The organism is Kitasatospora sp. NPDC059571 (assembly GCF_042735675.1).
In the GTDB taxonomy this organism is placed as follows: domain Bacteria; phylum Actinomycetota; class Actinomycetes; order Streptomycetales; family Streptomycetaceae; genus Kitasatospora.
On record NZ_JBHWBW010000245.1, the window covers coordinates 1 to 11,146 of the forward strand.

General features: G+C 74.5%; 11 protein-coding genes. 3 read left to right on the top strand and 8 right to left on the bottom strand.

Annotated elements, in window-relative coordinates:
- A partial coding sequence (locus ACFV0G_RS24280) for a sensor histidine kinase (protein ID WP_380551665.1) occupies positions 1-1,295 on the bottom strand: 1,295 nt, incomplete at its 3' end.
- Between the two features lie 17 nt (positions 1,296-1,312).
- Positions 1,313-2,029, bottom strand: a complete 717-nt coding sequence (locus ACFV0G_RS24285) for a response regulator transcription factor (RefSeq protein WP_380551638.1) — start codon at positions 2,027-2,029, stop codon at positions 1,313-1,315.
- 145 nt (positions 2,030-2,174) lie between these two features.
- Here ACFV0G_RS24285 and ACFV0G_RS24290 point away from each other — a divergent pair, with 145 nt between their 5' ends.
- On the top strand, positions 2,175-2,693 hold the full coding sequence (locus ACFV0G_RS24290; RefSeq protein WP_380551641.1) for a hypothetical protein: 519 nt from the start codon (positions 2,175-2,177) through the stop codon (positions 2,691-2,693).
- A 28-nt stretch (positions 2,694-2,721) separates the two neighbouring features.
- On the opposite strand, the gene ACFV0G_RS24295 is transcribed toward ACFV0G_RS24290, so the two are convergent.
- Positions 2,722-3,276 (bottom strand): VOC family protein, encoded by a 555-nt coding sequence (locus tag ACFV0G_RS24295; protein WP_380551644.1) that lies wholly within the window; start codon positions 3,274-3,276, stop codon positions 2,722-2,724.
- A gap of 193 nt (positions 3,277-3,469) precedes the next feature.
- On the opposite strand from ACFV0G_RS24295, the gene ACFV0G_RS24300 reads away from it, so the two are divergent.
- On the top strand, positions 3,470-3,952 hold the full coding sequence (locus ACFV0G_RS24300; RefSeq protein ID WP_380551647.1) for an Lrp/AsnC family transcriptional regulator: 483 nt from the start codon (positions 3,470-3,472) through the stop codon (positions 3,950-3,952).
- Positions 3,953-3,985: 33 nt separating this feature from the next.
- Here ACFV0G_RS24300 and ACFV0G_RS24305 read toward each other — a convergent pair whose 3' ends face one another.
- The 3 genes from ACFV0G_RS24305 to ACFV0G_RS24315 form a co-directional block, all read right to left on the bottom strand.
- Positions 3,986-4,792, bottom strand: coding sequence for a hypothetical protein (locus ACFV0G_RS24305; protein WP_380551650.1), 807 nt, complete (start codon positions 4,790-4,792; stop codon positions 3,986-3,988).
- A 114-nt stretch (positions 4,793-4,906) separates the two neighbouring features.
- On the bottom strand, positions 4,907-5,557 hold the full coding sequence (locus ACFV0G_RS24310; protein ID WP_380551653.1) for an IclR family transcriptional regulator: 651 nt from the start codon (positions 5,555-5,557) through the stop codon (positions 4,907-4,909).
- A 415-nt stretch (positions 5,558-5,972) separates the two neighbouring features.
- Positions 5,973-7,802 carry a DEAD/DEAH box helicase gene (locus tag ACFV0G_RS24315; RefSeq protein WP_380551668.1) on the bottom strand — a complete coding sequence of 610 codons (1,830 nt, stop codon included), beginning with the start codon at positions 7,800-7,802 and terminating at the stop codon, positions 5,973-5,975.
- A gap of 435 nt (positions 7,803-8,237) precedes the next feature.
- Here ACFV0G_RS24315 and ACFV0G_RS24320 point away from each other — a divergent pair, with 435 nt between their 5' ends.
- The gene (locus ACFV0G_RS24320; RefSeq protein WP_380551656.1) at positions 8,238-8,675 is read left to right on the top strand and encodes an SsgA family sporulation/cell division regulator; all 438 of its coding nucleotides are present in this window, start codon (positions 8,238-8,240) and stop codon (positions 8,673-8,675) included.
- A gap of 8 nt (positions 8,676-8,683) precedes the next feature.
- Here ACFV0G_RS24320 and ACFV0G_RS24325 read toward each other — a convergent pair whose 3' ends face one another.
- Both ACFV0G_RS24325 and ACFV0G_RS24330 read right to left on the bottom strand, forming a co-directional pair.
- A complete protein-coding gene (locus ACFV0G_RS24325; protein WP_380551659.1) occupies positions 8,684-9,304 on the bottom strand; it encodes a class F sortase in 621 nt (206 codons plus the stop codon).
- A gap of 58 nt (positions 9,305-9,362) precedes the next feature.
- Positions 9,363-11,146, bottom strand: a 1,784-nt coding sequence (locus ACFV0G_RS24330; protein ID WP_380551662.1) for a phosphatidylglycerol lysyltransferase domain-containing protein, incomplete at its 5' end; no start/stop codon positions are given.

The following is an 11,146-nucleotide window of genomic DNA, read 5'->3' on the forward strand; positions in this document are numbered from 1 at the left end:
GCGCGCCCGCGTGCCCCGTCGGTGAGGCGTGGGTGGGCTCCCCCGTTTGACTCGGCGAGCTTGCGCACGATGTCCAGGCCGAGCCCGGTGGAGCCCTCGCCGCCGTGGCCGGCCCCGCGCTCGATGGCGGAGTCCGGGTCGGTGAAGCCCGGTCCGGCGTCGCCGACCAGGATGATCGCCGAGGTGTCGGTGGCGATGACGTCCACCGCGAACGCGGTGCCGAACGCGGTGTGCCGGAACACGTTGCCGAGCAGCGCGTCCACGGCGGCGGCCAGGTCGCCGCGCTGGACCGGCACCTGGACGGGCCGGTCGGCGCCGGCCAGCTGCCAGGGCCGGCCCTCGTCCTCGGCGAGCGCGGACCAGAAGCCGACCCGTTCGCGGATCACCTCGGCCGCGTCGCAGCCGATCGCGACGGCCGGGGTGTCCTCCGGGTCGCGGCGGGCCGAGCGGATGATCTGGTCGACCTCGCGCTCGAGCTGGGCGACGGCGTGCCGGGTGGCGTCCGCCGCGTCGCCGTTGCCCAGCGAGGCCGCGTTCAGCCGGAGCACGGTGAGCGGGGTGCGCAGCCGGTGCGAGAGGTCGGCGGCCAGCTCGCGCTCGGCGGCGAGCAGGTGGACGACCCGGTCGGCCATCGCGTTGAAGGCCTGGCCGGCCTCGCGCAGCTCGTCCGGGGCGCCGCGGGCGTGCGCGCCCTCGACGGGGACCCGGACGGCGAGGTTGCCGGAGCCCAGCGAGCGGGCGGCGGTAGCCAGGCGGCGGGCCGAGGCGACGATCCGGGCGCCGAGCCGGTCGGCGACCAGGACGGCGATGGTGACCAGCCCGAGGGCGACCAGGGAGAGCACCAGCCAGGCCGTGCCGACGCCGCGGGTGAGGTCCGCCTCCGCGACGTACACCTCGACCACGGCGATCCGGCCGCTCTCCACGGCGACCGGCTGGAGCAGCGCGTAGCCGCCGGGGACCTTCACGGTGAACGAGCGGACGGTGCCGCTGCCGTCGCCGCCGGCGGTGGCGAGGTCGGCGGAGCGGGCCCGGCCCAGTCCGACCTGGGCGCCGGACGGCAGGTGGACGGCGATCCGGTCGTGGGCGCCGGCGTCGGTGGAGGCCACCGCGCGGGCGATCGGGTCCTGGTCGGTGGTGATGGCGAGGGCCGGGCCGAGGGCGGCGGCCTGGCGTTCGGCGGCGGTGAAGGCGCGGTCCTTGGCGGTCTGCTGCACCATCAGCCCGAGCGGTATCAGGAAGGCCAGCGCGACCATGGTCGTACCGGCCACGGCGGCCTTGACGAGGGCCCAGCGCAGCGAGCGGGTGACCCGTCTCATGTGCGGCGGCCCACCGGGTCGGCGACGGCACCGCTGGGTGCCTCCAGCCGGACACCGACGCCGCGCACGGTGTGCAGGTAGCGGGGGTTGGAGGCGGTCTCACCGAGCTTGCGGCGCAGCCAGGACAGGTGGACGTCGATGGTCTGGTCGCCGCCGTAGGTCTGCCGCCACACCTCGGCGAGGATCTCCTTGCGCGGGACGACCACGCCGGGCCGGGCGGCGAGGAAGGCCAGCAGGTCGAACTCACGGCGGGTCAGGTCGAGCGAGCGGCCGTCGAGCGCGGCCTCGCGCCGCTGGACGTCGATGGACAGGCCGCCCACCCGCAGGACCTGCGGTGCGGGCGCCGCGCCGACGCCGAGCCGGCGCAGCACCGCCGTCATCCGGGCCGTCAGGTGCTCGCCGGAGAAGGGTTTGACGAGGTAGTCGTCGGCGCCGTCGTTGAGCAGCCGGATGATCTCGGCCTCGTCGTCGCGGGCGGTGCAGACGATCACCGGGACGTTGGTCAGGCCGCGGATCATCTTGAGCACCTCGCTGCCGTCCAGGTCCGGCAGGCCGAGGTCGAGGATCACCAGGTCGCACCCGACCTGCGCCACCTCGCGCAGTGCCTCCAGCGCGGTGCCGACGCTGCGCACCGCGTGGCCGGTCTCGGCGAGGTGCCGGATCAGCGCGGACCGGACGAAGGGGTCGTCCTCGACGACGAGCACTGTTGCCATGGCCCTGCACGGTACGGCATCGGACGCCATTGGTCTGTACCTCGGGTGGTACCTGCGGCTTTCCTGTCGGATTTCTGCAAGCTTTCGCGATATTGCGGGGCCCGGCGGTCCACCTGACGGGACCATGCGGCAGGATGTCCGCACGATGCGGAGCGGACTTGTGCAAGTAGGGGCCTGGGCGGTGGCCACCGGCGCGGCGGTGGCACTGTCCTGGTACGGCGTTCACGCGGTGCTCGCGGACGCCGCGTTCGAGCATCCGCGGGCCGTGCCGCTGCCGACGGCCTCCGCGACGCCAGTGCCCGATCCGCCGTCACCGGTCTCCGACGACCCGTCGGTGACGGTGACCGCGCAGGACCCGTCGCCGTCCCCGTCCGCGTCGTCGAGCAGCGCGGCGCCGTCGCCGAGCCCGAGCCGCACCAAGCCGCAGCGGCCGCCGAGCCCGTCGTCGGTGCGCAGCTATCTGGTGCCGGGCGGCCGGGTGGCGCTGGACATCCACCCGGACCGGGCCGACCTGGTGTCGGCGACGCCGGACGCCGGCTGGCAGATGCAGGTCTGGAACGGCGACCAGTGGATGCGGATCGACTTCACCAAGGACGGCAGCGCCAACTCGGTCTTCGTGACGTGGAACGGGCACCCGCCGGACGTGCAGACGGTGGTCCGCTGACGCGCGGCGGCGCCCGCCCCGGACCGGTTCAGCCGAACAGCGAGCGGACCGGCGGCAGCAGGTGGGCCGGCGGCCTGACGTAGCCGGGCAGGTAGGCGCCGCGGTAGCCGGTGCGGTCGACCAGGGTGTGCCGGACGGGCCCGGCCGTGCCGATCACGGCCATCACCACCGTGCCGTGGCGGTCGGCCAGTTCGTACGGTTCGGCGACCGAGGTGGCGCCGCGGTCCACGGCGTAGTCGTAGGCGCCGTAGGCGTCGGGGACGCTCAGGCAGACCTCCAGGAGGCCCTCGCCGTGCTCGGCCAGGTGCCGGGCGATCCGGCGGGCCGCGCCGACGGGCCTGAGGGCGGAGGAGAGGACGTACCGGGCGGGGCCCGATTCGAGGACGTACGAGCGCAGGTGCGGGCTGCCGGTCTCCGGGCCGGCGTAGGCGGTGCAGCGCATGCCGAGGGTGGCCCGGTAGCAGTGCGCGGCCCGGGCGGCGTCGTGGACGGCGAGTACGACGGCGTCGGTGGCGGCGAGGGGGAAGGGCTCCTCCTCGGCGCGGTCGAGGAGCAGCGGTTCACTGGTGGCGTGTTCGGTCAAGGCGTCCCTCCCCGGTCGGCCGCCGGAGCACGCGTGTGGGGGGCGGTGCCGGGTACGCGCTCCGGGGTGTGGAGGAGCGTGGCGCGGCGCACCGCACCGCGCAACCGTTCCGTTTCCTCCTGGGCAAGGTGTGCCGGGCGGACGGAGAATGGCCGCATCCACTGGACAGATTGCCCACCGGACGGAGCCCGCCGTGCACTCCCCCAACGACGCCGTCGACGCGCTCGACGGCAAGCTGATCAAGCTGCTGAGCGAGGAGCCGCGGATCGGCGTGCTCGAGTGCTCGCGGCGGCTGCAGGTCGCCCGCGGCACGGTGCAGGCCCGGCTGGACCGGCTCCAGGCGCGCGGGGTGATCGGGGGTTTCGGGCCGCAGGTGGATCCGGCGGCGCTCGGCTATCCGGTGACGGCGTTCGCGACGCTGGAGATCTCGCAGGGCCAGGGGGTCGACGTACGCGCCCATCTGTCCGCCGTGCCGGAGGTGTTGGAGCTGCACACGATCACCGGGCAGGGCGACATGCTGGTGCGGATCGTGGCGCGTTCCAACGCCGACCTGCAGCGGGTGATCGACCGGGTGGTGGGGTTCGACGGGATCGTCCGGGCGTCCACGGCGATCGCGCTGGAGAACCCGGTGCCGTACCGGGTCCTGCCGCTGGTGGAGCAGGCCTCCCGGGAGTGAGGGGCCGCGCGGGCGGCCGGGGCCGATCCGGCGTCAGCAGGCGGGCACCCCGCGGCCGCTGTTGAGCGCGGTGAGCGAGGCGACGGCGTCGGCGAGGGTGCGGACCGGGATCAGGCGCAGCCCCGCGGGGGTGTCGACCTTGGCGTCCGCGCACTCCTCGGTGGGCACCAGGAAGACGGTGGCGCCGTCGCGGGCGGCCGCCCGGGTCTTCAGCGGGATGCCGCCGACCGCGCCGATGATCCCCTGGTCGTCGATGGTGCCGGTGCCGGCCACCACCCGGCCGCCTGTGAGGTCGCCGCCGTGGCCGTCGCCGGCGATCTTGTCGATGATGCCGAGGCTGAGCATCTGGCCAGCGCTGGGGCCGCCGATGTCGCCGAGGTCGAGGGTGACCTTGACCTGCTCGGGCGACAGGTGGAGGTAGGCGAGGGCGGCCGCGGTGGCGCTGTTCTGGGACTCGGTCATCTGCCGGGTGGTCTCCTGCACGGCCTTGCCCGGGTTGTCCTGCGGGTAGACGGCCTCGCTGGGGAGGACGGCCTGGTCGGGCCGGACCCATGCGTTGAGGGCCGTCCAGAAGCTGATCTCCTGGCCGGCGTTGGTCGCGGAGATGGTGGTGACCCGGAGCTGGCCGGTGGTGGCCCGGGTGGGGGTGCCGGTGATCCGGATGACCTCGACGCCCTGGTACTGGCCGAGGGTGTCGACCGTGACGCCCGGCTGGGTGAGGGTGAACGGCAGCGGTACGAACGCCGTCACCGCGAAGAGCGCCGCGACCAGAACCGCGCAGATCGCGAGGGCGCGGGTCTTCGGGCGGGTCAGGACCGGGGGCAGCTTCGCAGAGGGCACATCCCGCATCGAACCACACCGGGCCCCGTCCGCTCACACCTCGGCCGCCCGCGAAGGGGCAGCGCGTCGGCGGCGGGGCGGCCCGGCGGGCCCGGACCGCCGTTTGCCGGAGGGTCAGCGCAGGGCGTCGGCGACCTCGGTGGCGGCCTCCACCACGCGCGGGCCGACCCGCTCGGGGACGAGGCCGTTGAGCATCACCACGCCGACGCTGCCCTCGATGCCGCTGAGCCCGAGCAGGGCGGCCGCGGCACCGCTGGCACCGGACTGCTCCTCCGCCCGGGTGATCACGAAGCCCTCCTCGGGGCGGCGCTGGTTCGGGAAGCCGCGGGCCTCCAGGATGGCCCGGCCGGCCGCGCTCTCGTCGAGCGGGTGGCGCAGACCGGTCCGGTAGGCGACGTGGAAGTCCGTCCAGCTGGGCTCGACGACGGCGACGGCCAGTGCCTCGTTGCCGTCGACCAGGGTGAGGTGGGCGGTGGCGCCGAGGTCCTCGGCGAGGCTGCGCAGGGCGGGCAGGGCGGCCTCGCGCAGCAGCGGGTGCACCCGGTGGGCGAGCCGCAGCACGCCGAGGCCGACCCGGGCGCGGCCGCCGATGTCGCGGCGGACGAGTCCGTGCTGCTCCAGGGTGGCCAGCAGACGGTAGACGACCGTGCGGTTGACGGCGAGCCGGGCGGCGAGCTCGGTCACGGTCAGTCCGCGCTCCGAGTCGGCGAGGAGTTTGAGGACCCGGACGCCACGGTCCAGGGTCTGGGATGTCTCGGCAGTCACGACGCGCAAGTCCTTTCCGCAGCAGTCGCCGGCGCCGGCGCAGGGCTCGGGCCGGGACGGGAGGTGTCACGCGCAGGTGGGTGTCCGCGCGGGAGCAGGACTCGGCGTCATCGGCGAGGCACGGCTCCGCGGTGCCCGTCTCGCTTCGGGGTGGGCTTCGAGAGAGCGTGGGGGAAAGGTAGTGAACGCGACATGTCCCGGGGAAGTAGTTGTCCAAAATTCGGTCAGCGCCGAGGGAAATTCGTGGCGCAAACCAGGACAACAGCCCCATTCCACCGGGCCTTCATCGACCGCGTGTTCGATATCTGACCGGAGTCCGGACACGCCCGGACATGCCGCCGGCCGGGGCCCGGGGTGTCGGGCTCCGGCCGGAGGCATTGGACGTGCGGGGCGGCGGGCCGCCGGGGCGGGCCGGTCAGGCCGTGGCCCACTCCCGGATCTTCGCGATCCGGGCCTTGAGCTGGTTGGCGGTCGCCTGCGCGGTGAGCGGCCCGCCGCACTGGCGGCGCAGCTCGTTGTGGACGGTGCCGTGCGGCTGGTTGGTGCGGTGGTGCCAGGCGGCGACCAGCGCGTTCAGCTCCTTGCGCAGCTCGCGCAGCTCCTGGTGGGTGACGACCGGGCGCTGCTCGGCCGGCAGCTCGATCAGGTCGGCCTCCTCGGCCGGCTTGGCCTTGGAGCGCTGGATCTGCCGGTGCTGGCGCTTCTGCAGCAGCATCTGCACCTGGTCCGGCTCCAGCAGGCCCGGGATGCCGAGGTAGTCCTCCTCCTCCTCGCTGCCCGGGTGCGCCTGCATGCCGAACTCCATGGCGTTGTAGAGCACCCGGTCGAAGACCGCGTCGCTGCCCAGCGCCTCGTAGGAGAACTCCTCGCCGCCCGCGGTGTCCGGCCCGTCGTTGGCCTGCTCGGCCTCGGCGAGCAGCCGGTCCTCCTCGTCGAAGAGGCCCTCGCCCTCCTTCTTGGGCCGGTCCAGGACGTGGTCGCGCTGCAGCTCCATCTCGTTGGCGAAGCCCAGCAGCAGCGGGATGGTCGGCAGGAAGACCGAGGCCGTCTCGCCGCGCTTGCGGGCCCGGACGAAGCGGCCGACGGCCTGCGCGAAGAAGAGCGGGGTGGAGATCGAGGTGGCGTACACGCCGACGCACAGCCGCGGGACGTCGACGCCCTCGGACACCATGCGCACCGCGACCATCCAGCGCGACGTGCCCTCCGCGTAGTCGGAGATCCGCTTGGAGGCCTCGGCCTCGTCGGAGAGCACCAGGGTGACCTTCTCGCCGGTGATCTCGCGCAGCAGCTTGGCGTAGGCGCGGGCGACGTTCTGGTCGGTGGCGATGACCAGGCCGCCGGCGTCCGGGATCGCCTTGCGGACCTCGGTGAGGCGCCGGTCGGCGGCCTGCAGCACGCTCGGGATCCACTCGCCCTGCGGGGCCAGCGCGGTGCGCCAGGCCTGGGCGATCAGGTCCTTGGTCATCGGCTCGCCGAGCCGCGCCTCCAGCTCGTCGCCGGCCTTGGTGCGCCAGCGCATGTTGCCGCTGTACGACAGGAAGATCACCGGGCGGACGACGTGGTCGGCCAGCGCGTGGCCGTAGCCGTAGGTGTAGTCGGCGACGGACTTGCGCAGGCCGTCGGTGTCCGCCTCGTACGAGACGAAGGGGATCGGGTTGGTGTCCGAGCGGAACGGCGTACCGGTCAGCGCGAGCCGGCGGGTGGCCGGCTCGAACGCCTCGAAGCAGGCCTCGCCCCAGGACTTCGAGTCACCGGCGTGGTGGATCTCGTCCATGATCACGAGGGTCTTGCGGGCCTCGGTGCGGTTGCGGTGCAGCATCGGGTTGACGCCGACACCCGCGTAGGTGACGACGATGCCCTGGTAGTCCTTGGAGAGCGGGCCCGAGGAGTAGGCCGGGTCCAGCCGGATGCCTATCCGCGCCGCGGCCTCCGCCCACTGCTTCTTCAGGTGCTCGGTCGGCGCGACGACGGTCACCTGCTGCACCAGGTGGTTGTGCAGCAGATAGGAGGCCAGGGTGAGGGCGAAGGTGGTCTTGCCTGCGCCCGGGGTGGCGACCGCGAGGAAGTCCCTGGGCTGCTTCTCGATGTACCGGTCCAGCGCGCCCTGCTGCCAGGCACGCAGCTTGCCGGCGGTGCCCCAGGGGGCGCGGCCGGGGAAGGCGGGTGACAGGTGGTGCGCGGCACCGCTCGTCCCGGAGGGACGGGCGGGGGCATGCGGCGCGGCGTCGGAGAACAGCGGCGACATCGGGGAGGCGGCGGCGGTACTCACGGGCTCCGGAGGGGATCGTCGCAGGTCAGGGCGGTTTTTCGCGGCCCCGTCCCACAGTCGGGCGGCGGTCGGACAACCAGCCCAGCCTACCGGGCCGCGGCTCGGAGCCCGTTCAGGCCGGGCCGCCGCCGGTCCGGCGCGGCCGCCCGGTGATCATGCCCCGGCCGGTCGCCGCGGCGGCCGCCGCGGCCTGCGCGGGGCCCCGGCGGGCGGCCCCGGCGGGGACCCTCCGCATCGCATCGAATTTTGCCTGCACGTGTGATGCAGCTCACATCGAACCGGAGTAATCTCGATCGCTCGCACGACTCTCCTCCCCCGGGCGGCCCAGCCGCCCCCGTCGTCACACAATCCACACACGTTTCACGTTCTGCACCACACCCTCTGGGCAGGACCCCATCGGGAGGAAACGACATGTCCGCTGCGCCCCTCACCGTCGAGCAGGTCGTCCTGGCCCGCCTCTTCGTCTCCGCACACCGCACCGCACCCCTGCACGTCACGCTGCGCTACCGCTCCGACGATCCGCTGGCCGTGCGGATGGTGTTCCCGGCGGAGTTCTCGCTGGACGGCGAGGAACTGCCCGAGCCGCCGGCGGAGGTCGTCTGGGCCTTCGCCCGCCAGCTGCTCGCCGCCGGCCTCGACCTGCCCTCCGGGCTGGGCGACGTCCACGTCCGCCCCACCGCGGGCCGCTGGACGATGGTCGAGCTGCGGGCCGCCGACGGCATGGCCCTGCTCCAGTTCACCACCGCCGACCTGCGGCGCTTCCTCTGGGAGAGCTACCGGGCCGTCCCCGACGGGTGCGAGGGGCAGTACCTGGACGCCGACCGGGCACTCGCCGAGCTGCTCGGCTGAACCGGCCGTCACCCGCCCGCCACCAGGTGGGCGTAGACCACCACGTTGCCGTCGTAGCCCCCCTCCCGGGTGAACCCGCCGCCGCAGGTGATCAGGCGCAGCTGGGCGTTGGGCGCGGCCGCGTACACCTTGCCGTCCGGGAAGTCCTTCTTCGGGTAGACCTCCACGGCGTCGACGGAGAACCGGGCGGTCGCCCGGTCGTCCCTCGTGATCTCCACCCGGTCGCCGCGGTGCAGGCTGCCCAGCCGGTAGAAGACCGCCGGCCCCTTGCTGTTGTCCACGTGCCCGGCCAGCACGGCCGTCCCGCTCTGCCCGGGGGCGGTGCCGGCCGCGTACCAGCCCGCCAGGTTGGCGTCCTCCTCCGGGGGCGGCTGGAGGGCGCCGTCCGCGCCGAGGGCGAGCCGGGTGACCGGTGCGTCCACGCCGACCGCCGGGATCCGGATCCGGGTCGGGACGGCCCGCCGCATCGGCGGGGCGACCACGATCGGCGCGCCGTGCACGTCGAAGCCCTGGGCGGCGGTGGGCACCGGCGGCAGGATCTGCCCGCCGTGCAGCAGCCAGGCGCCGAGGACCAGGGCCGCGCCGGCCGCCAGCGTCCCCGGCCAGGGGCTCCCGTGCCGTGCGGCCACCGCTGCTCCCGTCCCCGGTGCGGGCCCGGCGGGCCCGCCCGACTCCAGTGAAGGTCCGTCAGCCGGTCGGGGCATCCGCCGCTGCCCCGTCCGTGTGAGCGGCGGAGCGCCGGCGCCGGGTGCCGGGCAGCCGCGGCCGGGTCAGGAAACCCTCGGCGGCGGCGTTGGCCAGGCCGATCGCGAACAGCTCGGTCGACTTCTCGTAGAGCAGGTAGCGCGGCTGCCAGTCCGGCCGGTAGCGCGCGTTGGACCGGTACAGCGACTCCAGCTGCCACCAGCGCGAGGCGAACCGCAGCACCGCCCGCCACAGCCGCAGGACGGGCCCGGCGCCGAGCCGGCCGCCCTCCTCGAAGACCGTCCGGAACACGGCGAAGTTCAGCGACACCCGGGTGACCGGCTGCTCCCCGGCGGCGGCGCTCAGCAGCAGCTCGGTGACCAGGAACTCGACCAGGCCGTTGTCGGACTCCCGGTCACGGCGCATCAGGTCGAGCGAGAGCCCGTGCGCGCCCCAGGGGACGAAGCTGAGCAGCGCGCAGGTCCGGTCGTTCTCGTCCCGGCACTCGGCCATCAGGCAGTCGCCGTCGGCCGGGTCGCCGAGCCGGCCGAGCGCCATCGAGAAGCCGCGCTCGGTGCGGCCGTGCCGCCAGGCGTCGGCAAGCCGGACGAGGCCGGCCATCTCGTCGGCGGGGATGTCCCGGTGCCGGCGCAGGACCGCGCGGTGGCCGGCCCTGCGGACCCGGCCGTGCGCCTGTCGCAGCGGCCGCATGGCCCGTCCCTCCAGGCTGAACCCGGCGGTCGCCACGACCGCCTCGTCGCCGAACTCCAGGGCGCGCAGCCCGGCGGTGCGGGTGTAGGCGGTGGCCGCCTGCTCGCCGGCACCGGTCACCGCGGGGATCCAGCCCTGGGCGCGCACCTCGCGCTGCCAGGCCTCGATCACCTGCGGCCAGGCCTCCGGGTCGCCGAGCGGGTCGCCGGAGGCCAGGGCGACGCCGTTGACCACCCGGTAGAGCAGTGCGGCCTTGCCGGACGGCGACCAGATGACCGACTTGTCGCGGCGGAGCGCGAAGTAGCCGAGCGAGTCGCGGGCGCCGTGCCGGTCCAGCAGGTCGCGCAGCCGGCGCTCGTCGTCCGGCCGCTGCTCGACCCGGCCGCGCGGCGAGCGGAACAGCACCCGCAGGGTGACCAGCAGCAGGGCGGCGCCGAACAGGTTGATGCCGAGGTCCACCCAGCCGGGCACGTCCACGTCGGCGTACTGGACGACGCCGGAGAGGGTGACCAGGCGCAGCAGCACGTAGACCGAGGCGTCGCCCCAGTCCGGCGGCGCCTCGGCGTAGGTGGCGCGGACGACGGCGGCGCCGAGCACGGTGAGCAGGGCGCCGCCGACGACGAGCACGGTCAGGGCGAGGGCGATGTTCCCCCGCCCGCCGCGGGCGGTGAAGGCCCGTCGGCCGAGCAGGAGGACGGCCAGCAGGGCGACGGTGATCGCGGCCGAGACCCAGTTGAAGGGGTGCGCCCGGTACTCGGGGTAGGCCAGCGCGAGGCCGAAGAGCGCCGTGTACAGGAGCACCAGCACGGTGGTGACCAGCCAGGCGGCGCGCTTGCGGCGGCGCAGCATGACGGCGAGCAGCCCGGCGAAGAGCGCGCCGGTGAAGCCGGAGGCGACCAGGACGGGGGTGAAGAGCTCGCCGCGGTTGGCCCGCTGGACCTGTTCGCGGAACGGCTCGATCAGGCCGGCCACCAGGTTGAGCAGGGCCACCACCCGGACGTACCACTCGGCGGCGGCCGCGCAGCGGCGCTGCCATCCCGGTACCGGGCGGGGCGGGGGCGCCGGCGGCTCGGCGG